The sequence below is a fragment of the Candidatus Methanoperedens nitratireducens genome (assembly GCF_000685155.1).
GTDB lineage: Archaea > Halobacteriota > Methanosarcinia > Methanosarcinales > Methanoperedenaceae > Methanoperedens > Methanoperedens nitratireducens.
This window is the reverse complement of the sequence record NZ_JMIY01000007.1, coordinates 544,519-571,151: the sequence shown is the minus strand read 5'-3', so window position 1 is coordinate 571,151 and position 26,633 is coordinate 544,519. Positions and strand designations below refer to the sequence as shown.

The following is a 26,633-nucleotide window of genomic DNA, read 5'->3' as shown; positions in this document are numbered from 1 at the left end:
CATCCGCATTTAGCTTATAGCTGTAAGGGCAGTATGCTCTGCCTGGCGGGCATAATCAATTGAAGCTCCCAGTATCCTTGCCGCTTCCTGCCGGCTATGGAATCCCATGCTGTTCTCTGCGCTGATAAAATCCCAGCGGATGAAAGCTCTGCGGTGCAGTCTGCGGGCTTCCTGAAGCGACTCGTTTGATACACCTTTTTCCTGAGCCAGGATAATAGCGTCCTGGGCATCTATCAGGGCATTCTCAGCCCGATTCAATAGAGAAAAGGTAATATTCTGAGAATCCAGTACCCGTTGCCCCATCTCCTCCTCAGAGAAGGAATGGCATGTGATACAGGCATTATTTATTTTAATAAGCGGGGTGCTGATCCAGTGATCCGTGATCTTGACTGCTCCCACCCTCTTATAAGGCATGTGGCAGTCAGCGCAGGAAACGCCAGAGCGGGCATGAATACCGGTTGACCAGAACTCATAATCAGGATGCTGGATTTTGACTAAAGGTGCCTGTGTTTCATTGTGTACCCAGTCAGTAAAATTAAGCTCATCGTAGTAAGCCTCAATATCTTCAATTTCCAATCCTTTTGCCCACGGGAATACCAGGTAGTTGCCCTCTCCTCTGAAGTAGTACTCTGCATGGCACTGGGCACATACATATGTTCTCATCTCCTGGTGCGTGGCCTGTGTGATGTCTATTCCCCTCTGTGCCATCGCTTCCCTGAAAGCAGGGCGAGAGATACGCAGGGCAAGGGTATCTGCATCATGGCAGTCAGAGCATGAGACCGAGTGATTCGGGCTGAACCTGGCCATAATATCATTAAGAGGTGTGGCATAGAACCTCTCAACGCCTAATTCATTCATTATCAGTGGAACATTACTGCTCTTACAGGTCAAACAGGTACCGGGTTTTCTACCTGCAAGCCGCTGCGTTGCAAGCATATCCTCCAGAGCATGCAGGTGTCCCCTGTCCTCGCGATAATCCACTGAAAAGGAATAGCCAGCAAAGAGCCTGCGGTAATTGGGATATTTGTCCGGTCTGGAAAACGCCTCCGAACCTCCATAGCGGCCGTACAGGCTGTAATCCGTGAACTCGGATGTGTTCAGTGTTCTGTTGTAGTCTTCATATTGTATCGGGAAATTCTGTCCCCATACAGCAGGGTCTGGCTCATTCTCAGGGATATCAACAACTTTAAAAAACGTCTGTCTTGCCTCCTGCTTTCTCTCAAAGATGCTGATCAGCAGCCCTGCAACTGCAATAGTGATAACAATCAATACTATCAAAGTCAATATCAGTTTTACTCTGTTCATTTCCACTCCCCGTTTGTAAATTAATCGTCAACCTTTAAGGATTTATCTTCCTGTGAATTAATACTATCTGTGGGCAGTTGCGCTTTTAATCGTGGCTCTCATCCCCTAATGCTTATGCATTATCGGCTGTCCAAGTGCCCAGAGATAAAACACGAAAAAAATAAAAACAAACATCAGGATTGGTATATACACCGATCCGTTCCCATGAAACATCCGTCTTGAGATAATCCTGCCGACCGATACTGAGTATCCCAGTCCGATAAACATCAGAAGCCACTGTATTAAAAGAATATTATTATTGCTAAGAAGCGGGGCAGGGGCATATCCGGAAGAACCGAACAGGTTCCATCCAAAGCCAAAAGGGTCGGAGATGACCTGGATGATCCCGGTGCCTTCTTCCAGCAAATGGCGAAGATTATGTGAAAGGTGCATCATCAGCCCCAGGGGAATAATTGAGTATGCATAGCCTGCAAGAAGATCTTTAAAAACTATTTTCTGGTTGAGTAATTTTGAGATACCAGCCGCTGTTGAGTATATCAGAACCGGAAATAGCGTCGCAGCAATGAATAAGATAAATCGAACAGAATCGTAACTGGCGCCTGTATAGATCATTAAATCTGTCGTTAAACCCGTCCACGGTCTTATCATGATCAGCGTCTGGAATACAGTTACCCCGAGCAGAATCAGTATAAAGAGCCCTTCATCCATCCTGGTTTTTGTTATAGTCAAAAAATCCCCTGCAAAGGAGCGAAGATTAAAGGAGATGTTGCTCCTGTTTGATGAACCCGTCGAAAAAGAACTGATTATATTGGGTTCATCAAAGTGACAGGTTTTTGCGCATTCTGTACATAGAACACAATGAGTGTTTTTCTCCATTGTACCTGGATACTCAAATACCGGGCAGGGATATCCCTTTTCATTTCCCAGGATGCAGTATTTCTCTCTACAGGTCTTACAGGTCTCTTTTTCTTTTGCCCGCAGTTCAAAAGGGGCAAACATTGAATATAAGCCTATTAACCCGCTAATGGGACATACATACCTGCAGAAGGAGCGGCGCTCGAAGATTATTGCTATGATTACGACCAGACCAAGCAAAACAAGAATAAAGTATGCAGTGTTCAGCGGGCTGTTTACCAGATTGAACTGGAAATCTGCCCATGTTATCACAAGAAAAAACACTGCAGCCACAGAGAGGTTTCTCAATCCAGCAGGCCATTTCTTGTTTAAACCGAACGTATCATTAGCCTTTTTATAAAAAGTACGGCGCTGTACCCAGTCCCCGATTCCCCCGAAAGGGCACATAAGACACCATATCCTTCCAGCCAGAGCCAGACTTATTATAAGAAGCGACCACCAGATAACCCATATTGAAATGGTTGCAAGGTTCATATTGCTGTTTTGTATTCCAAAAAAGCCTGCGAACACGACTGTAACCAGGAACAGGACTGCTGGCAGTTGAAGAAGGAACTGCGTCTTGCGGCTTTTGAAAACAGATCTTATGGCATCATTCTCAAGCAGGTCATATATCCTTGGTTTGTTCTCACTTTGCATTTTTTCTTCTGAACTCCTGAGGAGCTGTAATCCAGCTATTCTATTTTTTCAAACTCTGCCTGAAAAAATCTTAAATCCTTAGGTTCGTAGACCATCCTCAATCCTTTGATTTGATCTCTCTTTTCATAAACTTTTTTTATCGATTCGGCTACATATTCCATCTGAGTATTCGTATAAACCCGTCTTGGGATTGTCACTCTTACCAGTTCTAACGCAGGGAAAATGTTTTTCCCTGTTCTGGGATCTCTTCCTTTTGAAACAGCTCCTCTTTCCATTGTTCTTACTGCTGATTCTTCATAAATAGCCGCAGCCAGTGTTTGAGATGGCCACAGCTCTCTTGGAATATGAGGAAAAAATCTCAGGGCATCCAGAAAAATACCATGACTGCCAATGGGTTTTACAATTGGAACATTGTATTCCATGAGCATTTCACCCAGGTACCTTACCTGTTTAATTCTGTACTCCAGATATCTGGCATCAGTACCTTCTCTAAGCCCATGAGATAATGCTTCCATATCTCTACCAGCCATTCCTCCATAGGTATGCAGACCTTCATAAACTACTACTAAGTTACGAGCTTTTTTATAGATCTCTTTATCATTAGCTGCTAAAAATCCTCCGATATTTACTAAACAATCTTTTTTAGCACTATAGATACAGGCATCAGAGTAAGACATCATCTCATTTAATATTTCCTTGATACTCCTATCACAATAACCTTTTTCCCGCTCTTTTATAAAATAAGCATTCTCGCTACTTCTGGTAGCGTCAAAAACTACTTTCAAATTGTAACTATTGCATAGTTCTCTTACTCCTCTTAAATTCTCCATTGAAACTGGCTGGCCTCCAGCCATGTTAACATTCATCTCAACATTCACATAAGCAATTCTCTCTGTACCTTTTTCTTTTATGACTCTCTCCAGTTTATCGAGATCTATGTTACCTTTGAAAGGATGTTCGTTCTCAGGGTCATGGGCCTGGTCTATAATCACATCTGGCATTTCGCCACCAAGTAGTTCTACATGAGCCTTTGAAGTAGTAAAGTACATATTTCTGGGAACTATATTTTTCCCTGGTTTAATAAGAACTCTTGAGATTATATGTTCTGCCCCTCTGCCTTGATGGGTGGGAATTACATATCTATATCCTAAAACCTCCTGAATAGATTGTTCAAGATTGTAGAAATTCCTGCTGCCAGCATAAGCCTCATCGCCTAACATCAGACCAGCCCACTGGTTATCGCTCATCGCACTGGTACCGCTATCGGTAAGTAGATCGATATAAATATCCTCAGAATTTAAAAGAAAAGTATTATAGCATGCTTTTTTAATTGCTTCAGTTCTTTGCTCCTGATCAGGCAGTTTTACCCTCTCAACCATTTTGATTTTAAATGGTTCTACTGGTCCCCCCATAGACTCACTGTCCTTTCTAGAATACCCACACTAAGCATAGACATTATTCATTATTAATGTATCGATCTTTAAACAGAATAATATCGTATTTGTACATGATTTAACCTGCTCAGACCTCACTGAGCAGTTTATCTATCTGCTCGACAGATTTATCCAGCTCAAGTAGCAGAGTACTGATAGGTATATCTGCGCCTGTCATCATTGCCATAGCATCTCTCTTACCCACCCTGACAGCAACAATCTTTTTATCTGCATGCTCGATGCTTACTCTGCTTCTGAATTCTGCGTCGCTCTCCAGAGAAATCATAGCTATGAGTTTACTTAAGAGTGAGCTATCGATGGGAGTACCTGATTTTGCAAGTACCTTACCTTTACTGTTAACTATCATTACCGCTTCTATCGTTCTACTGGATACCATATTTCTGAGAAGGTTTTCAAGCGTACTATCTTTCGTATTTACTCCAGCCCCATTTTTAAGAATCTCTTTATTAACGATCATATGCTTAAGACCCATTCCTTCAAGTATGTTCTGGAAATCCTCCTCATTAGGTGTTACAAGCTCAATTAGCTCAGAAAAGGATTTATCCTTATCGGATTCTACGACCTTCGCATTTAGCTCGTAGGGTTTCTTTTCAAGGGCTCCTTTTAGCGCCTCTATCGCATATGCAGCCTCTGAGCGCAACTTATTGTCCGGATGGTTAAGGCGCAGGTACTCCAGGTCATCGCATGTATCCTCTACTATTCTTGGATCTTTTTCTGAGATTTTCTTTATTAATCTGCATGCATAAATTCTCTCGTCTACGTTAAGACCATTTAGAGCTCGAATTATCTGTTTTGAGTGACCTCTGAAGGCATTATGATGCATGATTACGAGGAGTGCAAGCAGGAAATAAGTCTTCTCTCTAATCGCTACGCTCGTACTCTCAAGGCATACAAGTAACTCAGATACCGCAGTGCTCATCCGCTCTGGATGTTTTTGAGTGATTTTTAGCAGAATCTCAATTGCGTTTAGTATCCCATCCTCGCCAAGGTCTTTTTTCCTTCTCTGTATACAGCCCATAATCACATATACATAATCGGCTACCGATCTAATGTCCTTATCAGCCACCATATTTAAAGCTGAAATAGCCGAACTGCAGGCTTTTGTACTCCCCGTCTGCAGGATACTGGCGAGTACCCCTGCAACTTCGGGTATCATGGATGGTTGTTTATAAATCAGTTCCACAAATGAGGCTATGCTGGCCTCATTTGCATTACCGGTTTCGATTTTACTGAGAATGCTTCGAACCTCTTTTTGTGGGTTATGAGGCAACATAATTTTTTCACTTTATACTTTGAATAAATATTCTTCTTTGATTATAAACGTTTTGAATAGGAAGATCTATTACAAAGTGAGTCATGACAATCTATTTTAATAATAATGATAGATTAAGCCTGTACAGGTGAACCGACATGGCTGAGAATACCATTGAATCTTTACTTAAGGAAAGACGTATTTTTAATCCGAAGGAAGAATTTAGCAAAAAAGCATACATAAAAAGCCTGAGTGATTACAGGGAGATATATAATGACTCTATTAAAGATCCTGCATCTTTCTGGGCGCAGATAGCAGAGCAGCTTACATGGTTTAAAAAATGGGACAGTGTCCACTCATGGGATCCGCAGGATGCGATATGCAAGTGGTTCAGTGGTGGCAGGCTGAATGCATCCTATAACTGCCTTGACAGGCATCTCTCAGAGAGGGGTGACAGGATAGCCATTCTGTGGGAAGGTGAGCCTGGAGATACCCAGAGCTACACCTACAGACAGCTTTATACCGAGGTGTGCAAGTTCGCAAACGTTCTGAAGAAGAAGGGAATCAAGAGAGGGGATAGAATAGCGATCTATATGCCTATGATACCGCAGCTTGCGATAGCGATGCTTGCATGTGCGAGAATAGGGGCAATTCATAGTGTTGTCTTTGCCGGGTTCAGTGCAGATTCTCTCCGTGGCCGTATCCATGACAGCGCGTGTAAGATGGTGATAACTGCTGACGCCGGTTTCAGATCAGGTAAGACCATACCTATTAAAAAGAGCGTTGATATGGCGCTTAACAGTGATATTGAGCATGTGATCATCTATAACCGCGCCAGCACCGAAGTGAACATGAAGGAAGGACGCGACTTCTGGTGGCATGAAGAGATGGAGACCGCCTCCATGGACTGTGAGCCTGAGGCCATGGATGCTGAAGATCCGCTGTTTATCCTGTACACAAGTGGAAGCACTGGAAAGCCAAAGGGTGTGCTGCATACAACAGGCGGGTACTTATTGTACGTCATGCAGACATTTAAATGGATATTCGACTACCGCGATGAGGATATATACTGGTGCACTGCAGACATTGGCTGGATAACAGGCCACAGCTATACAGTGTACGGCCCTCTTGCAAGCGGTGCAACATGTTTGATGTTTGAAGGTGTTCCTGATTATCCACGGCCTGATCGGTTCTGGGAATTAGTGGAAAAATACAGGGTCACGATTTTCTATACTGCGCCTACGGCGATCAGGGCGCTGGAGAGGAGCGGTGATAAGTGGCCAAAAGGAAGAGACCTCTCAAGCCTCAGGCTTCTGGGTACTGTGGGTGAGCCGATAAACCCTGAGGCATGGATGTGGTACTATAGCATAATCGGGAACAACGAATGCCCTGTAGTTGATACATGGTGGCAGACAGAGACCGGGGGAATCATGATCACGCCTCTTCCTGGCGCTATACCCCTTAAGCCGGGTTCTGCCACGTTCCCGTTTCCGGGTATTGAACCTGCAGTTCTGCGGCCGGATGGGATAGAGGCTGATATCAACGAAGGCGGGCTGCTTGTGATAAAGAGGCCCTGGCCAGGAATGATGCGAACGGTTTACGGCAACCATGCGCGATTTAAAGAAACATATTTCACGCAGTTCCCGGGGTTATACACGACAGGGGATAGCGCCAGAAAAGATGAGGATGGATATTTCTGGATCATGGGACGTATAGACGATGTGATCAAGGTCTCAGGACACAGGCTTGGACCTGCAGAGATAGAGAGCGCTCTTGTAGCTCATCCTAAAGTTGCAGAAGCTGCTGTGGTTGGATACCCGCATGAGATAAAAGGGGAAGCGATCTATGCCTTTGTTACGCTCAAAGAAGGTGTGAGATACAGTAAGGAGCTAAAGGCAGAACTTATAGATCATGTCAGGAATACGATAGGGCCGATCGCTAAACCTGAGAAACTGCAATTTGCTGATGCGCTTCCCAAGACCCGCTCTGGTAAAATCATGAGACGGATACTGAGGAAAATAGCGTCAGGTGAAATTGATAAGCTGGGGGATATTACCACACTGGCCGATCCTTCTGCTGTTGAGGTGCTTGTTAGGGAGAGGGAGTGAGGCAGAAATGGAAATAAATATTTTTATTGTTTAAGATGCATCTTGATTGCAACTTCAAAAAAACTTGTTATAAACAATAAAAAACTAAAACAAACAGTAGTGGAGGTTAAAAATTCAAGAGATTTTAAAAAACCCTGACTATACTTATATTAAATAACCGTTAATAGCATTCATAGCTGGAACGGTAGTAAAAATGAAGATAACAATATCGTATAATAATTTTTACAGAGGGGGCGCCCTCAGAATAGTTGTTGGAATAACAATACTGGTATTATTGCTGTCAGATGGTGCAGGTGCGCAGCCGGATAGTGAGACAGAGTCCTTCTTAAGTCTTATCAACGACTATCGTGCACAGAATAATCTTGGTATGCTTAGCATCGATGTGTTACTCCAGGATGCTGCCAGCTGGATGAGCGATGATATGCTTACTACTTGCGTGACTGACAGGTCTGCCTGTTCGCATACTGATTCCACCGGGCGCACGTTCGATAAGCGTCTGCGCGATTTCGGTTATCCGGCTGGAGTGAGTGCTTCTGCAGGAGAGATTCTCGCCTGGGGATATAGCGGTGGAATGACGACCGCTAATCAGGCATTTAATGCATGGAAGAACAGCCAGGGTCACAATGCTATCATGCTCAGCAGTTCATACGCTGCTATTGGCATATCCCGCAGTTGTAACGCAGGCAATTGTGTCTGGGTGGCCGATTTTGGCAGCACGGTAGTGCAGCCCATCAATACAAGCCCGACCCCAGTACCCACTCCAACCCCTATACCAACCCCTATACCAACTCCCACTCCAACATCCACTCCAACACCTACGCCAACTAAGACTCCAACGCCCACACCATCTGAGACCCAAACACCCACACCAACGCCTACACCAACATTAACTCAAACAGCAACACCCTCACCCACAACTACCCCAGAATCCACAGCAACCCCGGTAGTAACCCCGACACCTACACCCACACCAGTATCAACGGTTACTCCAATACCAACTCCAATACTAGCATCTGGCAGTATATCAGGATATTACATCAATGATACCAATGGCAATGGAAGATGGGATGCCGATGAGACAGGTTTATCGGATTGGAAGGTTGAGCTTATGGGTATTGGTATAAATAAAAACAGACACATCAAGAAAGTGACTCTCACAGATGGCAATGGCTTCTACAGGTTCGATAATCTCCCTGAAGGCAGATATATTGTAAAAGAACAACTCAAGAAAAGCTATATGCCTACAGTCCCCCGTGTGAAAGTTATAATGCTGTCAAAGGGCGAGAACTCCATAAATAATAATTTCACAGCAGTGAGTCGCAGTAACTGAGACCATACCAGTGTAGTATCTGATAGATTATAAGCGTCTGGCTTAATTAATGATCGATCTGTGGCCGCTACTTATAAAATAGGTGCGAATTCTATTTATATAAACGTGGAGATAACAGAACTCAATGAGGACACTTATTATATGCATTGACCGGGATAATGATCTTGGGGAGAAAGCAGGTGTCTTAAGTCCTGTGATCGGGCGTGCTGCAAACCTTGATGCGGCCATCAGACTTGCCTATAGCGACCCTGAGGATTCTGATATCAACACAATTTTCGGTGGAATAAATGTATATGATAAATTGATAGCTGAAAAAAACGACGTCGAGATCGTTTCAATAGCAGGGAACAAGGATGTAGGAATTCTGGCTGATAAGAGAATATCAGAGCAGTTTGAGAGAATACTTGAACAGTTAAAACCAGAGAGGGCAATCCTTGTCTCAGACGGTGCAGAGGATGAATCTGTTCTGCCTATCATTCAATCCAGGATAAAAGTGGATTCGGTGCGAAGGGTAATTGTTAAGCAGCATGAGAATCTGGAGAGTACATACTATATAATAAAGCAGGCTTTTAACGACCCAAAAATCTCACATACAATTTTCATGCCGCTTGGCCTTGCGTTTATGATATACGCTATCTCATTGTATGCCAACAGACCCGAGATTGCGCTCATTGCTATTACCGGGGCAATCGGGATTTACATGCTCTTCCGCGGCACCGGCCTTGATGATGCTCTCAGTAATTTCCATGCCTCCATGATGAATTCACTTCAGGGTGGAAAGATTACTTTTATTATGTATCTTGCAGCCATAGTACTATCCCTGATCGGGACTGTTCAGGGAGGGATTGAGCTGTGGAATTATTATAACGAGGGAATATGGTCGGGAATACTTATCCTGCTTATGGGATATATCAATGCCTCTACCTGGTGGTATGTTATTGCAGGAGTATTAATCAGTGCAGGGAAAATAATCGACATGCGTTTATCAAATGAAAATGTTGGACGACATTGGTCGCACCCATTCTTTATTATTGCAAGCGGTATTCTATTCTGGAGCGGCAGCACCTATATTCTGGTCATACGTGAGGCAGTGACCCGATATCCAGTACTTGAGGACGGGCAACAGTTTCTATTCTCGACTGTACTGCTGGCGATTTTTATAGCAACTATAGGAGCAAGACTATCCATAAGATCATCCAGAGAGGGTATATCAAAATACTAACAGCCGTTATGCCTCTCCATAGCCTCATCCAGGGTTAGTTCACCCTTTGCTACCGCCTTGGCAAGCAACCTTGGTATTGTAGAGCGGCCGTTTGAGTATTCTCTGCTGTGCTCCTGGATCACCCTCACCTCACCCTGTGACGGCTCTATGAACTGTTTTCCTACGGTTTTTCCTGGTATCTTTGCAATTTTGATAGCAGCGATTATGTCAGAACTCATCCGACCGCGCATACCTTTACCAAGATGGGGTGTTGTCCCTGTCTCATCAACCATCTCTACCTGAAGGCCCATGTCAAGGATCTCGTTAATAAGTCTTGAGCGAATAAGCCTGGCCCCATGTCCTATCCTGACTATGATTTTTTTATTCCTGTATTCATGCATGATCCTTTCTATCAGCGGACAGACATCTTCCACAGATACATGGTGAACTGAGAGAGTTTTATCATTTCCAAGTACTGCCATACCAGGATGCTTTCCTGGATCTATCCCTATTATTATCCGATCGAAGTCCTCTATTGAGAGCAAAGAGAGAGCCTTATCGATGGTTGGCCCTGGTTTATCTGCTATAATTATCATGTCGCGATTAAAATTAATTTTAATATACTCATTTTTAGTGGTAATAACTACACCTACGCTAGCCGGGATAGGCTGGGATGGAGCAAGAACCAGTAGATCGAGCTTGCGGGAACGGGCCTCTTCGATAATAGAATGGTATACGGAAAAGTTTTGTGTTACTAAAGCGATCTGTTTGTTCCTCTTGAGCCCTCCGTTGTAGTGTCTATGGACTGCAATTAACCCTATATTATTAATTAGGGTATATTACTTTTTTCGGTTTAATTTCAACCCGCTTCTACGTTATAACTATTGCTTTTTAGCGCTGCAATTGCCAAAATTAACACATATAAACTATATAAAACTATAATATAGCATAATATACCATAAAAACTCTTAAAAACTTAAAAAATTATCGATGTGTTTATACTAGTGATTATCATTATTATGTTTATGCTTGAATATCACCATGCAGCACTACTGATACACCCTGCAAATACTGATTCACAGAAGTACATAGAGGGAGATAGTATGATTGAGACAGGAATCCCGAGATTGGATGAGTTACTGGGTGCAGATATAAAGAAAGGATCAAATATCCTGTTAGTCGGTCCACCGATGAGCGGAAAAGAGGTTATTTTGAATCATATAATGTACCATGGTATAGCAAAAAACGAGGATGCAATAATAACAGTGAACACGCGTGAGCCTGGAGCTCATGTTCTAGAATGGTTCAAAGAAAATGAATTACTATCTTCAAGGATTGGAATAGTTGATTGTGTTACAAAAATGACCTGTAATACGGCTGATGAAGATGATAATATTATTGTAGCAAACAGTCCAATCGATCTAACAGGGATAGGTATTAAAATCAGCCAGTTTTTTGAGAAATTTCTTGGAATAGAGAGTATAAGAAAAATTCAACTTAGCATTAATTCACTTTCCACATTATTAATGTATTCTAATATTAAAACGATATACAGGTTCCTCCATGTTTTTACCGGACGTATCAGAGCAATAGGGGGTATTGGGATATATGTACTGGAGAGCGGTATTCATGACATACAGGCAATCTCGACCTTAAATCAATTATTCGACTATATGATAGAGGTCAAATCTGAGGATGATAAGAATTTTATCCGGGTAGTAGGTATATTACAAAAACCTACTCACTGGTTTGAATATGAGACAGATGGGGCTAATATAAGAATAATAGGAGATTAGAATTGTAGAATTACATGGCATAATTGAAACCAACAGAAACAGTGAAGAACCAAAGCGAGTTAGCATATAAGTGTTCAGTTTATATCATAAAAACTGAATAAACATAAGGACAATAAAGACAAGAATCACGATGATGATTGAGTAGCAAATCTTAATACCAATGCCATCAAGTGCTGTACTGATTATGAGAGCAATTCTTCTGTTGGTTTTTTTAATGCTGTTGAACCAGGCAGCTATAGCACAAACTGTAACAACAGCACAAACAATAGCAACGGTTGAGGTTTACGAGAATGGAAGTGCGCTGTGGACTGCGGAAAATCACCAGCCGCTGACTACCCAGTCAGAGGTAAGTGAGTGGGAATCTAAATATATACTGAACGAGCAGAGTATATCCAGATCAATCCAGGCATCAGCATTATGGAATGATATTAACAGATCTGTGCTTTTGGCACAGAATAACTCCGGCCGCCCTATGAGCATCAGAGACTTTAATGTCTCCTATGATATAGTAAAAACCGCTCCACGCACCTTTGGTATAATTCGCTACGGTTTTGAATGGGAGAATTTTTCGCGGACGAACTCATCAGAGATAGTAATAGGTGACGCTTTTCCAGAAGGTATAGGTATTGTGCTCCCGACCCAACTAGATAAGCTTATAATCAAAATACCTGCTGGTTATGATGTTCTGAACGCATCCCCGAGTTTTGATAAGCTCGATGGAGATCGATTGATATGGGATAGGATACTCTACAACAGCTTTGGTAAAGGGGAACCATATCTTGTACTCTCACGCAAAATAATCCAGGAGGACACATACCTGCCATACCAGAGTGCCTATCAGAGTACATGGCTTCTGATATTAGTGCCTATAGCTATCCTGATATCTGGCACATTGATCGTTTTCTGGAAGAGAAGGCGAGTGAACGGGAGAAATGATGACAGTTTGATTGATGACACAGCAGATAGTACTGTCTATGTTGATAATACTGAAACTAACATTGATGACGACGCTTTAATGCCGCTTCCAGATATGACAACAGAGATCCTGGGGTATGAAGAGATGATAGAGCGATACCTTACAAGATGTGGTGGGCAGGCGTATCAATCCGATATTGTTAAGGAAAGCGGACTCTCAAAATCCAAGATAAGTATCATTCTGGCAAAGATGAAAGAGGATGGACGGATTCTAAAGATAAGAAAAGGCAAAGAGAATATCATAAGGATGGTAGCTAAAGATAAAGATCAATAATCTTATTATTCATTTTACACTACCAGCCAACAAAATATATCATGGCAGACTTAATAATCAGGGGCGGCCGCATACTAACGATGAATGGCACAGGCATAGATGAGGGGGTGATAGTAGTAGATAGCGGTTTAATTACCTTTATTGGAAAAAATACGGATGAAAGAGCCGATAAGGTGATCGATGCAAAAGGCTGCGCTGTTATGCCCGGCCTTATCAATGCTCATACACATCTCCCTATGACCCTTTTCCGCGGATTTGCCGATGATCTGTCCTACGGGGATTGGATTAAAAAGATCCAGGCGGCAGAGATCAAACTGACCCCTGCGGATGTGAGATCTGGCGCATACCTTGGAATACTTGAGATGATAAGATCAGGCACTACTGCTTTTGCTGATATGTATGTCCACATGGATGAGGTGGCATCCGTGGTTAAGGAAACAGGCATGAGGGCTGCTCTGGGATACGGGATGATCGAAGGCATAAATGAGGATTCTGATTCAAAACTCAAGAGCAGGGTGGATTTTGCAAGAAAATGGAGCGGTGCGGAAGACGGCAGGATTACAACCATGTACGCTCCACATTCAGCAGCTTCATGCTCAAAAGAATTTCTGGTAAAAGTTAGGGAACTGGCTGCGGGGAACAATTCCAGGATTCACATCCATGTTCTTGAAACAGAGGATGAACTGCATTTAATGAAAAAGCGGTATGGCATGTGTTATGTTAATTTTCTCAACAGCATTGATCTACTCGGACCTGATATCCTTGCTGCCCACTGCATCTGGCTATCAGATGATGATATCGATATCCTGAGCACCAAAAAGGTAAATGTTGTCCACTGCCCGACAAGCAATATGGCCCTTGGTGTGGGGATATCGCCTGTTCCGAGGATGCTTGAGAAAGGCATAAATGTAGCCCTTGGCACAGATGGCGCAGCCTCAAGCGGAAGTCTTGATATGTGGAATGAGATGAGGATGGCTCTGTATCTTCATAAGCTAAAAGACCCGCGCTCAATGACAGCATCTACAGTTCTTGGGATGGCAACTGTGAGCGGCGCACGGGCATTGAATATTAATGCAGGTGTACTTAAACCCGGCTGTTTTGCTGATATTATCCTTGTAGAGCTAAAAAAACCGCAGTTCACATCTCCAAATATAATCCCGGCTCTTATCAGGGGCTGCGGATGTGGTGTGAAAACAACTATCGTTAATGGAAAAGTACTCATGGAGGATTACAGGGTAGAAGTGCTTGATGAGGATAAAGTAATTGAAGATACAAGACATCAAACGCTATAATAGTACAATTTCAGAAATACATATATACTAAATTACCTATGTTAAGCACCGAGGTATTAAAGTGTTTTTAGTAGGTGAGGCCTTAATTGGTGAGGAGCCAGAACTGGCTCATATTGATTTGATCATTGGAGAGAAAACGGGTCCTGTTGGACAGGCCTTTGCGAATGGCTTTACACAGTTGTCCATGGGGCACACTCCTCTTCTATCGGTTATAAGGCCAAACCTGATCGCAAAGCCTGCAACGCTAATCGTGCCAAAAGTAACGGTCAAGAATATGGCGCAGGCAGCCCAGATATTCGGGCCTGCACAGACCGCTGTTGCAAGAGCGGTTGCAGATTCTATCCAGGAAGGGGTAATTCCAGAGGATCAGGTTGAAGACCTAGCTATAGTGGTCAGTGTGTTTATACATCCAGAGGCGAAAGATTACAACAAGATATATCGCTATAATTACGGTGCGACAAAACTTGCTATCGACAGGGCGATGCGGGGATTCCCGGATACAAAGACGCTCATGTACGAGAAAGACCGCACCATGCATCCAATAATGGGGTTCAAGGTGGTCAGGTTATGGAACCCGCCTTATCTGCAGGTTGCCATTGATATACCTGATATCGATGCTATCAAGAATATAATAAAACAGATACCGCAGAGCGACCATCTTATTATCGAGGCCGGAACACCGCTCATTAAAAGATATGGCGTGAATGTTGTCCAGTCCATAAGAGAGGTGCGGCCGAATGCTTTTGTTGTGGCAGACCTGAAAACGCTGGATACAGGCAACCTCGAAGCGCGCATGGTGGCTGATGCCACTGCAGATGCTGTTGTGATATCAGGACTTGCACCTGTGACTACAATTGAGAAAGCGATAAAGGAGGCAAAGAAGACAGGTATCTACGCTATTATAGATATGCTGAACGTTGGTGATCCGCTTGCTCTGCTTAAGAAACTCTCTATCAAACCTGATGTGGTGGAACTCCACAGGGCGATCGATACTGAGAACAGAGTAGAACATGCATGGGGAGATATACCTGCCATGAAGGAACTATCCGAGAGAATGCTGGTGGCTGTGGCAGGAGGCATACGTGTGGATACTGTCAAGGAAGCCCTCAGGTCAGGTGCTGATATTATCGTGGTAGGACGTGCAATTACCAAAGCAAAGGACGTACGCTTTATGACAGAGCAGTTCCTGGAAGAGCTCAAACAGCCTGAGATAGACCAGTACAGGATAATGACTGATTTCTAGTATTAAAGTACAGAATACTAACAAAGATAGCAATAATCCATATGTATATCGGTCAAAAGAGACTCTCTTATCGACCAATATACATTGGATATTTATATACCCGCATTGGAGCACTTAAATTCGTTTGATACTCCTATTTCGTATGGATATTGCTGGTAGAAATCATAGCTTTGAAGTGACCACCGGTCAGGGGAAGGGGAAGTTTATACCGTGATGACCCCTATGAGTACTGATGGCATTGACCTACAGGCTATTTTTTCAGCTTTTGACCTCTATCCAAAATGACATCATCAATAAAATTTTTATCTGAGTATAACTATAATGATTTGTTGCTTTTGTGGAGATTATGGTCAAACAGAAACCTGAAGAGAAAGCCAGACAACAAATCGATAAACAACTTGAAGGTGCCGGATGGGCAATTCAAGATTATCCAGAGTTTAATCTGGGTATATCTCCTGGTGTAGCTGTACGTGAATTTCCACTGAAATCAGGCTTTACGGATTATTTACTGTTTCTGGATAGAACTGTAGGAGGGGTTTTAGAGGCTAAATCAGAAGGAACAACTTTAAGCGGCGTATCAGAACAAACAGCAAAATATCTAACAGGTATTCCGGAAGGACTTCCAAAAATGCAGGACACTCCTCCTTTTTCTTATGAGAGCACAGGTACAGAAACCTACTTCCGAGATAATAGAGACCCGGATGCGCGGTCTCGCAGAGTTTTTGGATTTCATAAGCCTGAGACTTTAAGAGAATGGAGTTCTCAACCAGAAACTCTCAGGTCAAGATTAAAAATAATGCCCTCAAATCATCCATTGATAAAAGAAGGGCTCAGAGATTGCCAGTTTGAAGCCATCCAGAACCTTGAAGAATCCTTTGCAGAAGCAAGACCAAGAGCGCTTATCCAGATGGCAACAGGAAGCGGCAAGACCTATACTGCGGTAAGTTTCATTTACCGCCTGATAAAATTCGCAGGTGCCAAAAGGGTGCTTTTCCTGGTGGACAGGAGCAACCTTGGGCGCCAGACAAAAAAGGAATTTGCGCAGTATGTAACTCCTGATGATGGCAGGAAGTTTACAGAGCTGTACAACGTCCAGCACCTGGCATCAAATACGATTGATCCCGTGAGCAAGGTTTGTATCACTACGATCCAGAGACTTTACTCAATGCTCAGTGGAGAGACAGAATTTGAGCATGAGAACGAAGAGCAGTCACTTTTTGAGATTTCATCAGATGGTAAGGAAAAGGAAGTTTCTTACAATCCTCAAATTCCTGTTGAGACGTTTGATTTCATTGTCACGGATGAGTGCCATCGTTCAATCTATGGTTTATGGAGGCAGGTGATTGAATATTTTGATGCGTTCATTATAGGACTAACTGCCACACCATCAAAACAAACACTGGGCTTTTTTAATCAAAATCTTGTCATGGAATATAGCCATGAACGTGCGGTGGCAGATGGGGTGAATGTAGGATACGAGGTTTACCGTATCAAAACAAGTATCACTGAAAAAGGTAGCAGGGTTGAAGCAGGAGATTATATTGATAAGAGAGATAAACTTACAAGAAAGGTCAGGTGGGAACAACTTGATGAGCCTTTAGAGTATGCCCCTGAACAGCTTGACCGCAGTGTAGTTGCAATAGACCAGATCCGGACTGTTATCAAAATCTTTAAAGATAAATTGCCCACAGAAATTTTCCCCGGAAGAACTGAGATTCCAAAGACTCTGGTATTTGCAAAAGATGATTCACATGCAGAGGATATTGTCCATATAATCAGGGAGGAATTCGGTAAAGGCAATGACTTCTGTAAAAAAATAACCTATCGAACTGCTGGTGATAAACCAGAAGACCTTATCGCGAGTTTTCGCAATTCCTACAATCCGCGAATAGCTGTGACCGTAGATATGATCTCAACTGGAACAGATATTAGACCGCTTGAGTGTCTCCTCTTCATGAGGGATGTCAAATCCAGGGTTCTCTTTGAGCAGATGAAAGGACGGGGTACACGAACAATATCTCAAACAGATTTCCAGGCTATCACAAAGGATGCTGCTGCAAAAACCCATTTTATGATAGTGGATGCTGTGGGGGTGTGCGAGAATGATAAGACTGATTCCCGCCCGCTTGAGCGAAAAAAGAGTGTGTCATTTGATAAGCTCATTACATCAATTGCGGCTGGAATCAGGGATGAAGATAATCTTACGTCTCTTGCAGGAAGGCTTGCGAAGATGGAGAGGGAAATCGATGAAAAGGACAAGAAAGATATTGAAAAAGCAGCAGAAGGTAAGTCTTTAAAAGTGCTTGTCAACAGCCTTCTCGATGCTGTTGACCCTGATAAGAAATTGGAGAAAGCCAGGGAGATATTCAAAACAGAGACGCCAACAGGCGAGCAAATCAAGAAAGCAGGTGAGGAATTGGCGAAAAGCGCCTGCGTTCCTTTTGATAGTTCGAAACTCAGGAGCCTTCTCAGTGATATCAAGAAAAGGAATGAGCAGGATATTGATATAACGAGTAAAGACACCGTTATTTTCGCAGGCTATGATGAACAGGCAAAGGAAAGAGCGCGGGGCATCGTGGATACCTTCAAGAAGTTTATCGAGGAAAATAAAGACGAAATTACAGCCCTGCAGATCATTTACAGCAAGCCCTATGGCAGGCGCCACCTGACATACGAGGAGATAAAAGAGGTTGCTGATGCAATAAGAAAACCGCCATATCAACTCACGCCAGAAATACTATGGCAGGCTTATGAACAACTGGATAGGTCAAAGGTCAAAGGTGCGGGTGCGCAGAAGCTTCTGACGAATATCGTTTCACTTATACGGTTTGCCTCTGGAAGGAGTGATGTGCTTGAGCCTTTCCCTGAGACAGTGAACCAGCGTTTTGAGAGGTGGCGCGCGGAACAGGAGATGGCAGGGGTCAGGTTCACAGAGGCGCAGATGGCATGGCTTTTGATGATTAGAGACCATATCGCATCCTCCCTGAGCATTGGAATGGATGATTTTGAACTCGCACCGTTCTATGAGAGAGGAGGACCAGCGAAGGCGTATCAATTGTTCGGGAATAGATTGAATAATATTTTGGAAGAGCTGAATGAGACGCTGGCGGTATGATAGAGAAAGCTGATATAATGGATGATTCGATGTGGAAGAGATGTGCAGTAGCGCGCTAGAGTTCAGGAGTTGTGTATTAAAGCTCTTCCCATTCTTCCAGTGTAATCATTCTTCCAATGATGTTTTCCAATTCCTTAATCATCATCTTAAGCTGCGGAACTGAATACTCATCATTATTTGGTATTGTAAGCACATTACTGCCGTATCGCATGTAAAAATGTCGTCCGCCAGGTTCAGGCGGATTGAAACCAAGTTTTACCAGCTTTTTGATGAAAACCCTGCGTTTGCATGGCTTCCATTTAGGCATGAGCAGCAGCCTCATTGTCTGATGGGATACCTGTATTGATATCCAGGTCATCTATCACAGGTAATGTATCGCCATGTCTTATTTTAACTATCAGCCAGCCTTCAAGGACAGACTCAAGTTCCTTCTGGCACTCAAAAAGTGTCTTCCCAAAAGCAAGAACACCCGGACACTGCGGTATCCTGCCAAAAAAGGTACCATCCTCAAGCTTATCGTATTCTGCTTTACTCAACGCTTTATTTATATAATCTATAAGCATCAGAATCACCAATTTTGCATACGGTATTTTAATGTCTCATCCTGATATACTTTTTTATACATAGCAGTATTTTATTAGCACTCAGGGTTGAAGATGATGAAAAATCCGCAGATACACACAGATGAACACAGAGCTATCTCCGTTAAGGTGTTTGTTGCAGATTTAGATAGATTAATACACAGCAAAGAGCGCAAATCCTGGCAATATTTACGACCGGCTATGGAGAAGCAGCATCAATATAGAACACGGATAACACGGGTCAGATGGATTTTCACGGATCTTTTTAAAATTACCGATATTTTCAATCCGTGCGCATCAGTGTCATCCGCGCAATCCGTGTTCTATCTCAATTGCTCACCTGCCAACCGTGTATCTGCGTTTATCTGCGTTCATCTGCGGCTAATATTTGGTAAAGGGATGCGAGGAGGGCTGGCATGATGAACGAGGGCGCGCTGTCTGAACTGCCAGGAGGGTGGGTGTGGACGAGGCTGGGGGAGATTGCTAATATCGGCGCTGGAAATCCGGCCCCACAAGGGGAGGAATTTTTTGAAAATGGTATTTACCCATTTGTTCGAGTTCAAGATATGGGGAACTTGGGAAGTAATGTCTACATCTATGACACCAGAGACCATCTGAATATAAAGGCTATCGAGAAGATGAAATTATTTCCTAAAGGTTCTGTTCTATTTACAAAAAGTGGAATGTCAATTCTTCTAAATCAAAGAGCAATTTTAGGAAAAGATATGTATGTAGTAAGTCATATCGGAATTGCTTTACCATTGGGTGACATCCCATGCGAGTGGCTATATTATTGGCTTAAAACATTTGATTTTAAAAAATTGACACATGCCACAACATTACCATCTCTTCAACTATCTAAGGTACAAGAAATTTACACTCCCCTCCCCCCTCTTCCCGAACAGCGCCGCATCGTTGCCAAAATTGAGGAGCTTTTCACCAGACTCGACGCAGGCGTTTCTGCACTCAAAAAGACACAGGCGCAGTTGAAGCGCTACCGCCAATCTGTGCTCAAAGCAGCCTGTGAGGGTAAACTCGTGCTAACCGAGGCTGAATTAGCGAAAGCCGAGGGGCGCACATACGAGCCTGCGGATGTGCTGCTGGCGCGCATACTTGAGGAGCGGCGTGAGAAATGGAATGGCAAAGGTAAATACAAAGAACCTGTGGCGCCGGATACGAGCGGACTGCCTACGCTGCCGGAGGGGTGGGGATGGGCTACACTTCCACAATTAGGGGATTTGGCGCGTGGAAAATCAAAGCATCGTCCACGAGATGATAAAAGGCTTTTTGGAGGTCCGTATCCTTTCATACAAACCGGAGATGTAAAGAATTCGAATGGTAGTATTAAAAATTTTTCTCAGACTTATAGTGAATTTGGGTTAGCACAGAGCCGCCTTTGGCCGGCTGGGACTCTTTGCATAACTATTGCCGCAAATATTGCAGACAGCGGCATACTTACTTTCCCAAGTTGTTTTCCCGACAGTGTTGTCGGTTTCGTATGCGAAGATACCAATTGCAATGTCAGATTCATTGAATTCTTTATTAGAACCGCTAAAAAAGATTTAGAAAAGTATGCTCCGGCTACTGCTCAAAAGAATATTAATTTGGAAACTCTAGGAAATCTTGCTGTTCCCCTCCCTCCCCTCGCCGAGCAACGCCGCATCGTAGCCGAGGTGGAGCGCCGCCTCTCTGTGGCTGATGAAGTAGCGAAAACCGTTAAGCAGAGCCTAGCGCAAGCTGAAAGGCTGCGCCAGAGTATTTTGAAGAAGGCGTTTGAGGGGAAGCTTGTGGCGCAGGATGCGAATGATGAGCCTGCCGGGGTGTTGCTGGAGAGGATTAAGGCAGAGAGGACAAAAAAAGGAAGTGGAAGTAAATTCAAGAGAAAGGGTTTATGAAACCCTCTGTACATTTATATTACGTGGAAAAAATCATAAAAGCAATGGAAGAAGACCCAGAAATCCTTTTTGCTTACATTTTTGGATCATATGCAAAAGGCACTCAGAAAGAGAGCAGCGATATAGATATTGCCATCTATTTAAGAGATGAGAGCATCCTTGAAAGAGAACCGCTATATCCTTCCAGGCTTGCAATAAACATCGAGAGAGCACTGGCAGAAAAAAGGACAATTGACGTAAGAGTCCTCAATGGTTCGACACTCAGGTTCAGAAGCCAGGTTCTGAGATTCGGAAAACTTCTCTTCTCCAGAGATGAAAAAAAGAGAATAGAATTTGAAACCTCCTCTCTGGCTCAATATTACGATTTCAAACCTCACCTTGAAATGTATGATGCCGCCCGGAAGGTGAGACTCGGGGTATGATAAGCAGCGAAGTCATAAACGCCATGATAGATCTCATTGATGAGAACCTCCGGCTCATCGAAGAGATCAGGTCGCAGGGATTTGAATCGTTCTCAGGCAATTTCAGGGATATACAGGCTGCAAAACACTCATTGCAGGAAGCCATCGAAGCATGTCTTGACATCGGAAGCCATATAATAGCTGAAAAAGGTTTCAGAAGGGCAGAAGATTACAAGGATATCTATAAGGTTCTTGAAGAAGAGGGAATCATAGACCCTGTGTTGTCTGCAAAGCTTCAGGAGATGGCTCAGTTCAGGAATCTGCTTGTCCACAGATATGGTAAGATAGATACAAAACGTATTTTTATCATAATGTCCGGAGATATCAATAATATCAGGCAATTTGTCAAAAAGGTTTTGAAGTATATTTCCTGAAAAACACAGGAGACACGCAAAAAATGGCAAACGAATCTTCAACCATCGTGCAACGTCTCTGGAACTACTGCAATGTGCTCCGCGACGATGGCGTGAGCTACGGCGATTATGTAGAGCAGTTGACATACCTCTTATTTCTGAAAATGGCTGACGAGCAGACAAAGCCTCCATTCAACAAGCCGTCAACAATCCCGACAGAACTTGACTGGAAGAGCCTCATTTCAAAAGATGGGGATGCACTTGAGGTACATTACCGCCATATCCTTGAAACACTGGGCAAAGGCAAGGGAATGCTCGGCGTCATATTCAGGAAATCACAGAATAAGATTCAAGACCCTGCGAAACTGCGGCGTTTGATTGAACTAATAAACGGTGAGACATGGGTCGGGCTTGACATTGATATAAAAGGTGAGATCTACGAAGGGCTTCTGCAAAAGAACGCAGAAGATATAAAAAGTGGTGCAGGGCAGTATTTTACACCAAGACCGCTCATCAAGGCTATGGTCGATGTTATAAAACCTCAGCCGGGTGCGACTATCTGTGACCCTGCCTGTGGAACAGGAGGTTTCATTCTTGCAGCGCATGATTATATCTCAAAACATTTTTCTCTGGATATAGAGCAGAAGAAGTCGCTCAGGTACAGGACGTTCAAAGGGTGGGAAATTGTCGATAATGCAGCGCGCCTGTGCGTCATGAACCTTTTTCTTCATGGAATCGGAGGAGAAGAGAGTCCGATCATTGTTGCTGATTCCCTTGCTTCTGACCCCGGAGAACGATTTGATGTTGTGCTCACCAATCCTCCTTTTGGCAAGAAAAGCAGCTATACCATAGTCAATGGAGAAGGGAAGGCTGATAAAGACTCTCAAACCTATGAGCGTCAGGATTTCTGGGCGACTACATCAAACAAGCAATTGAACTTCCTCCAGCATGTGAAAACCCTGTTGAAGATAAACGGAAAAGCTGCTATTGTTGTTCCAGACAATGTACTCTTCGAAGGCGGCGCAGGTGAAACGGTCAGGAGAAAATTGCTGCAAGAATGCGATGTTCATACCCTTTTGAGACTCCCAACAGGTGTTTTTTATGCACAGGGAGTAAAGGCAAACGTTCTTTTCTTTGACAGAAAACCGGCCAGCGAAAAACCGTGGACTGAGAAACTCTGGATTTATGATCTAAGGACAAACCAGCATTTCACACTTAAAACAAACACTCTGAAATACGATGACCTGGCGGATTTCATTAAATGTTACAACCCGGATAATCGATTTGAGAGAAAAGAAACGGATAGATTCAGGAGTTTTACCTACAATGAGCTTATGCAGCGCGATAAGGTCAGCCTTGACATATTCTGGTTGAAGGATGATAGCCTTGAGGATTCTGAGAATCTCCCTGACCCGGATATAATTGCGAAGGATATAACAGAAAACCTTGTTGCGGCATTAGAGCAGTTCAATAGTATTCAGGAAGACCTTGTGCAGCCAGTTAAAGGGGCATTATAGCTTATCGGGCGGTATGGTCTTAATTTTGATCATCAGTATGGCTTAGCCTCGATGCTCTATTTTATTCAAAAACGAAAAGAGAACCATGAAGGGGTATTCAGACATACTCTGAGTTTCTACCTCATTTTTTAAGCTTTTCAAGAATTTTTCCCATCCTGTTGATCTCACGTCCAAAGCCTTCCAGATCCCCTTCTTTTAGTAGTTGCTGTGCTCTCTCATAGTATTCAACAACCTGCTGGATAAGTTCGTCATTTGTTCCAGTATCTTCAACCGGGATAATAGTTCGTTCAGGAACCTTTCCCTTGAAAATGACAGCTATGGCCTCATCCAGCGTTTCCTGCATAGTGATCTTATCTCCATAAACCACGATGACGCGTTTAAGTTCTGGAATTGAATCCCTCTGTTCTGCTCTCAGATAGATAGGCTCAACATAGAGAAGCGAATCTTCGACAGGTATGACCAGAAGATTTCCCCTTATGACACGGGACCCTGACTGACTCCAGAGAGTGAAACTCTGAGATATCTCGGTATTCTGGTCTATCCTTGCTTCGATCTGCATCGGTCCGTATACAAGTTTCTCCTTGGGGAACACATACACAATCCTTTTACCATAATTCGGCATGTCATTGCGTGCTCCCATCCATGCGATCATATTTGTCTTTGACCTTGGTGTAAAAGGTAAAAGCAGGATAAATTCCTCATCCTGTAATCCGGGAAGCTTTGTGATCAGGTAATAAGGCTCCATCTCTATTTTTGAACCTTCATAGAGTTCTTCAGGTATTTCCCAGACATCCTCCCTGTTATAAAAAACCCCGGGATCTTTCATATGATAAAGTGCATATTTTGCAGCTTGAACACGGAACATATCCTCAGGATACCGGATCTGGCTCTTTAAGCCTTCTGGCATAAGGGAAATGGGTTTGAATAGATCGGGGAACATTGCCGAATAGGTTTCAATAATAGGGTCATTCGATCCATTCAGCAGGTAAAGTTCCACAGAGCCGTTGTATGCATCGATCACTGCCTTGACAGGATTCCGGATATAGTTTATGCCTCCTGCAGGCTCAGAGTAAGGGAACCTGTCAGTGACAGTGTAACCATCAATTATCCAGTAAAGTTTTCCCTCAGACAATGCAATGTATGGGTCATTATCATATTTCAGGAAAGGGGCGATCGTCCTGATACGGTTATTGATATTCCGGTTGAATAGAATCCTGCTTTCGGGTTGTATCGAGTCGCTAATCAGGATATTGATCTCGCCAAAACGAACAGCCATGGCCAGCTTCACAAGACCTGATCGGAGGGATATACCTCCTGTTCCCTTATAGTTTGTATATACATTCAGTTCCCCGCTGGGATAATCAAATTCCGGGTTGGTTGTACCGACAATGACATAACCATCGTCGAGTTCCCCGAAATATATCTCTGGCCTCGTGATATTAAAAAATTCTGATCTGGGTGGCACATCCTTTATATAGAACTGGGGCAGTCCTTCTTTTGATACACCTCGTACCGGGCTCATTGCAATACCATAGCCGTGGGTAAAGACAAGGTGTTCGTTTACCCATGTACGGGCCTGTTCCGGGAGTCTTTTAGAATCTATCTCCCTTGCAGACACGGCTATTTGCATATATTCCCCATCAATAGTGAGTCTGTTTATATCTATATCTTTGAACTCATAGTACGTCCGTATCAGTTGAAGTTGCTTATAGGTTGTAAGCATTGGCCTCCAGTCCCAGAGACGGATGTTCTCTATTGTTTTTGTGTTCTCCTCAATGTCGTTGAGTGCAAGATTATCCGAAGCAGGGAATTCTATCTGCTCGATATCTTCAAGATCAAAAGCCAGTCTTGTGTACTTGATATTGTTCTCTATATAAGGTTTCTCGATATTGTATTCATCAGGCAGGACTTTGTACTGATGCACCATAGTTGTAAGAAAGCTCCCGCCTGTAAATATAATAATTATTAAGATAATCCCGACCAGAGGCCATTTGACATTCGTATTTTTTATGCTCAGGAAGAAAAGTACTGAAATCAGGAGAGCTAAAACTGCCATAAGCGTGATTACATAAAGCTGGAGATTAATATCCGCATAGCCGGGCCCGAAGAAAGCTTTTTTCGGTGTATAGAGTATATCGAACCGCATAAGGTAGAATTTTATGGTCAAGAGCAGAGTGAATAGACCAGCGATCACAGCAAAATGTATTTTTGTGCCTTCAGGTAATCTGATAACATTGATCACTTTTTGATAGCGTGGATCTGTCTGACTTTCAAGCTGATCGAGAATCCCTCCATTGATAAGATAGATAACTGCAGCTCCTATGCCAGATAGAATTACCACTAAGAATAAGCTGTTCAAGAGAAAATTGTAAAATGGGAGTGAAAAAACATAGAATGAGATATCATGTCCGAAAATAGGGTCATTGAGGTTAAAAGGTACCTGGTTCAGATAGCGCAGTACAATATCCCATTTCGAAGCTGCATAGAGACCAAAGAGCAGGCTGATGATGAGAATCACGCCGGAATAAATGAGAAGGAATTTGAGACCTGAGGTATTCTTGAGCGCTGCCCTGATATTGATGTACATAAAAGCAAAGAACAGGGCAAAAGCTATTGCACCCAGCATGATCCTGGTCTTCAGGACCGTGAAGAACACGTTGTGATAACCGACCTCATAAAACCACAAGTAGTCAGTGAATAGACCCACGATGTTAGCTGATAAAGTAAATAGAAAAAACAGTATAAGTATCAAAATATGTTTCAACTTCATAGAATCTTGTTAATGCATAGATTATTTAAATCTTTTCCATTGGTCATCGGTTAAGAGTTTTCATGTAATCGCCCCTTTTGATTGATTTTTTATAGATTGATGAATCTTTAGTTATTCAATCGTAGGGGAACCGATGACGAAAGAATATCTATCATATGAT

At 43.1% G+C, this 26,633-nt stretch carries 20 protein-coding genes; 12 read left to right on the top strand and 8 right to left on the bottom strand.

The annotated features are described in order from the left end of the window. Nucleotides 1–9: 9 nt before the first annotated feature. The 4 genes from ANME2D_RS14840 to ANME2D_RS14825 all read right to left on the bottom strand — a co-directional run bounded on the left by ANME2D_RS14840 (nucleotide 10) and on the right by ANME2D_RS14825 (nucleotide 5,583). Complete coding sequence (locus ANME2D_RS14840) at nucleotides 10–1,305, bottom strand: ammonia-forming cytochrome c nitrite reductase subunit c552 (RefSeq protein WP_048093231.1); 1,296 nt, start codon at nucleotides 1,303–1,305, stop codon at nucleotides 10–12. A gap of 105 nt (nucleotides 1,306–1,410) precedes the next feature. Next, a complete protein-coding gene (locus tag ANME2D_RS14835) occupies nucleotides 1,411–2,856 on the bottom strand; it encodes a 4Fe-4S binding protein (RefSeq protein ID WP_048093228.1) in 1,446 nt (481 codons plus the stop codon). Nucleotides 2,857–2,891: 35 nt separating this feature from the next. Then, the gene (locus ANME2D_RS14830) at nucleotides 2,892–4,268 is read right to left on the bottom strand and encodes a tryptophanase (protein ID WP_048093226.1); all 1,377 of its coding nucleotides are present in this window, start codon (nucleotides 4,266–4,268) and stop codon (nucleotides 2,892–2,894) included. 109 nt (nucleotides 4,269–4,377) lie between these two features. Further along, on the bottom strand, nucleotides 4,378–5,583 hold the full coding sequence (locus ANME2D_RS14825; protein WP_048093224.1) for a roadblock/LC7 domain-containing protein: 1,206 nt from the start codon (nucleotides 5,581–5,583) through the stop codon (nucleotides 4,378–4,380). A gap of 137 nt (nucleotides 5,584–5,720) precedes the next feature. Here ANME2D_RS14825 and acs point away from each other — a divergent pair, with 137 nt between their 5' ends. From acs to ANME2D_RS14810, 3 genes are all read left to right on the top strand, one after another. Beyond that, nucleotides 5,721–7,670 (top strand): acetate--CoA ligase, encoded by a 1,950-nt coding sequence (acs, locus tag ANME2D_RS14820; RefSeq protein ID WP_048093223.1) that lies wholly within the window; start codon nucleotides 5,721–5,723, stop codon nucleotides 7,668–7,670. Between the two features lie 193 nt (nucleotides 7,671–7,863). Continuing rightward, entirely contained in the window at nucleotides 7,864–9,000 is a 1,137-nt protein-coding gene (locus ANME2D_RS14815) for a CAP domain-containing protein (protein ID WP_048093222.1), read from the top strand. 124 nt (nucleotides 9,001–9,124) lie between these two features. Then, nucleotides 9,125–10,222: a DUF373 family protein gene (locus tag ANME2D_RS14810; RefSeq protein WP_048093220.1), complete on the top strand. Its 1,098-nt coding sequence runs from the start codon at nucleotides 9,125–9,127 to the stop codon at nucleotides 10,220–10,222. Here ANME2D_RS14810 and ANME2D_RS14805 read toward each other — a convergent pair. Beyond that, nucleotides 10,219–10,797, bottom strand: coding sequence for a hypothetical protein (locus ANME2D_RS14805; RefSeq protein WP_052368964.1), 579 nt, complete (start codon nucleotides 10,795–10,797; stop codon nucleotides 10,219–10,221). The two genes, ANME2D_RS14810 and ANME2D_RS14805, sit on opposite strands and share 4 nt — an antisense overlap. Nucleotides 10,798–11,226: 429 nt before the next feature. Here ANME2D_RS14805 and ANME2D_RS14800 point away from each other — a divergent pair, with 429 nt between their 5' ends. From ANME2D_RS14800 to ANME2D_RS14780, 5 genes are all read left to right on the top strand, one after another. Next, the gene (locus ANME2D_RS14800; protein ID WP_241763379.1) at nucleotides 11,227–11,997 is read left to right on the top strand and encodes an RAD55 family ATPase; all 771 of its coding nucleotides are present in this window, start codon (nucleotides 11,227–11,229) and stop codon (nucleotides 11,995–11,997) included. Between the two features lie 184 nt (nucleotides 11,998–12,181). Beyond that, nucleotides 12,182–13,246, top strand: coding sequence for a helix-turn-helix transcriptional regulator (locus tag ANME2D_RS14795; RefSeq protein ID WP_157834159.1), 1,065 nt, complete (start codon nucleotides 12,182–12,184; stop codon nucleotides 13,244–13,246). A gap of 41 nt (nucleotides 13,247–13,287) precedes the next feature. After that, entirely contained in the window at nucleotides 13,288–14,538 is a 1,251-nt protein-coding gene (locus tag ANME2D_RS14790; RefSeq protein WP_048093210.1) for an amidohydrolase family protein, read from the top strand. A gap of 61 nt (nucleotides 14,539–14,599) precedes the next feature. Then, entirely contained in the window at nucleotides 14,600–15,781 is a 1,182-nt protein-coding gene (locus tag ANME2D_RS14785; protein ID WP_048093208.1) for a bifunctional 5,6,7,8-tetrahydromethanopterin hydro-lyase/3-hexulose-6-phosphate synthase, read from the top strand. A 346-nt stretch (nucleotides 15,782–16,127) separates the two neighbouring features. Continuing rightward, nucleotides 16,128–18,896 carry a type I restriction endonuclease subunit R gene (locus ANME2D_RS14780; protein WP_048093201.1) on the top strand — a complete coding sequence of 923 codons (2,769 nt, stop codon included), beginning with the start codon at nucleotides 16,128–16,130 and terminating at the stop codon, nucleotides 18,894–18,896. A 76-nt stretch (nucleotides 18,897–18,972) separates the two neighbouring features. On the opposite strand, the gene ANME2D_RS14775 is transcribed toward ANME2D_RS14780, so the two are convergent. Then, the gene (locus ANME2D_RS14775; RefSeq protein WP_198527446.1) at nucleotides 18,973–19,203 is read right to left on the bottom strand and encodes a type II toxin-antitoxin system HicA family toxin; all 231 of its coding nucleotides are present in this window, start codon (nucleotides 19,201–19,203) and stop codon (nucleotides 18,973–18,975) included. Next, on the bottom strand, nucleotides 19,196–19,459 hold the full coding sequence (locus ANME2D_RS14770) for a type II toxin-antitoxin system HicB family antitoxin (protein WP_048093200.1): 264 nt from the start codon (nucleotides 19,457–19,459) through the stop codon (nucleotides 19,196–19,198). Before ANME2D_RS14770 ends, ANME2D_RS14775 begins: the two co-directional genes overlap by 8 nt. Nucleotides 19,460–19,893: 434 nt before the next feature. Here ANME2D_RS14770 and ANME2D_RS17130 point away from each other — a divergent pair, with 434 nt between their 5' ends. Genes ANME2D_RS17130 through ANME2D_RS14745 form a run of 4 tightly spaced genes read left to right on the top strand, consistent with a single transcriptional unit; the run spans nucleotide 19,894 to nucleotide 23,703 of the window. Further along, on the top strand, nucleotides 19,894–21,372 hold the full coding sequence (locus ANME2D_RS17130) for a restriction endonuclease subunit S (RefSeq protein WP_052368963.1): 1,479 nt from the start codon (nucleotides 19,894–19,896) through the stop codon (nucleotides 21,370–21,372). Nucleotides 21,373–21,395: 23 nt separating this feature from the next. Beyond that, entirely contained in the window at nucleotides 21,396–21,794 is a 399-nt protein-coding gene (mntA, locus tag ANME2D_RS14755; protein ID WP_157834158.1) for a type VII toxin-antitoxin system MntA family adenylyltransferase antitoxin, read from the top strand. Beyond that, nucleotides 21,791–22,207, top strand: a complete 417-nt coding sequence (hepT, locus tag ANME2D_RS14750) for a type VII toxin-antitoxin system HepT family RNase toxin (RefSeq protein ID WP_048093194.1) — start codon at nucleotides 21,791–21,793, stop codon at nucleotides 22,205–22,207. Before mntA ends, hepT begins: the two co-directional genes overlap by 4 nt. A 23-nt stretch (nucleotides 22,208–22,230) precedes the next feature. Next, complete coding sequence (locus ANME2D_RS14745) at nucleotides 22,231–23,703, top strand: type I restriction-modification system subunit M (RefSeq protein ID WP_048093192.1); 1,473 nt, start codon at nucleotides 22,231–22,233, stop codon at nucleotides 23,701–23,703. A 121-nt stretch (nucleotides 23,704–23,824) separates the two neighbouring features. On the opposite strand, the gene ANME2D_RS14740 is transcribed toward ANME2D_RS14745, so the two are convergent. Beyond that, nucleotides 23,825–26,473, bottom strand: a complete 2,649-nt coding sequence (locus ANME2D_RS14740; protein ID WP_048093190.1) for a UPF0182 family membrane protein — start codon at nucleotides 26,471–26,473, stop codon at nucleotides 23,825–23,827. Nucleotides 26,474–26,633: the final 160 nt, after the last annotated feature.

What these genes read in the sequence shown, in the direction of transcription:
- ANME2D_RS14840 (WP_048093231.1), bottom strand. Translation starts at nt 1,305, where the DNA reads ATGAACAGAGTAAAACTGATATTGACTTTGATAGTATTGATTGTTATC.
- ANME2D_RS14835 (WP_048093228.1), bottom strand. Translation starts at nt 2,856, where the DNA reads ATGCAAAGTGAGAACAAACCAAGGATATATGACCTGCTTGAGAATGAT.
- ANME2D_RS14830 (WP_048093226.1), bottom strand. Translation starts at nt 4,268, where the DNA reads ATGGGGGGACCAGTAGAACCATTTAAAATCAAAATGGTTGAGAGGGTA.
- ANME2D_RS14825 (WP_048093224.1), bottom strand. Translation starts at nt 5,583, where the DNA reads ATGTTGCCTCATAACCCACAAAAAGAGGTTCGAAGCATTCTCAGTAAA.
- acs (WP_048093223.1), top strand. Translation starts at nt 5,721, where the DNA reads ATGGCTGAGAATACCATTGAATCTTTACTTAAGGAAAGACGTATTTTT.
- ANME2D_RS14815 (WP_048093222.1), top strand. Translation starts at nt 7,864, where the DNA reads ATGAAGATAACAATATCGTATAATAATTTTTACAGAGGGGGCGCCCTC.
- ANME2D_RS14810 (WP_048093220.1), top strand. Translation starts at nt 9,125, where the DNA reads ATGAGGACACTTATTATATGCATTGACCGGGATAATGATCTTGGGGAG.
- ANME2D_RS14805 (WP_052368964.1), bottom strand. Translation starts at nt 10,797, where the DNA reads ATGATAATTATAGCAGATAAACCAGGGCCAACCATCGATAAGGCTCTC.
- ANME2D_RS14800 (WP_241763379.1), top strand. Translation starts at nt 11,227, where the DNA reads ATGCTTGAATATCACCATGCAGCACTACTGATACACCCTGCAAATACT.
- ANME2D_RS14795 (WP_157834159.1), top strand. Translation starts at nt 12,182, where the DNA reads ATGAGAGCAATTCTTCTGTTGGTTTTTTTAATGCTGTTGAACCAGGCA.
- ANME2D_RS14790 (WP_048093210.1), top strand. Translation starts at nt 13,288, where the DNA reads ATGGCAGACTTAATAATCAGGGGCGGCCGCATACTAACGATGAATGGC.
- ANME2D_RS14780 (WP_048093201.1), top strand. Translation starts at nt 16,128, where the DNA reads ATGGTCAAACAGAAACCTGAAGAGAAAGCCAGACAACAAATCGATAAA.
- ANME2D_RS14775 (WP_198527446.1), bottom strand. Translation starts at nt 19,203, where the DNA reads ATGCCTAAATGGAAGCCATGCAAACGCAGGGTTTTCATCAAAAAGCTG.
- ANME2D_RS14770 (WP_048093200.1), bottom strand. Translation starts at nt 19,459, where the DNA reads ATGCTTATAGATTATATAAATAAAGCGTTGAGTAAAGCAGAATACGAT.
- ANME2D_RS17130 (WP_052368963.1), top strand. Translation starts at nt 19,894, where the DNA reads ATGATGAACGAGGGCGCGCTGTCTGAACTGCCAGGAGGGTGGGTGTGG.
- hepT (WP_048093194.1), top strand. Translation starts at nt 21,791, where the DNA reads ATGATAAGCAGCGAAGTCATAAACGCCATGATAGATCTCATTGATGAG.
- ANME2D_RS14745 (WP_048093192.1), top strand. Translation starts at nt 22,231, where the DNA reads ATGGCAAACGAATCTTCAACCATCGTGCAACGTCTCTGGAACTACTGC.
- ANME2D_RS14740 (WP_048093190.1), bottom strand. Translation starts at nt 26,473, where the DNA reads ATGAAGTTGAAACATATTTTGATACTTATACTGTTTTTTCTATTTACT.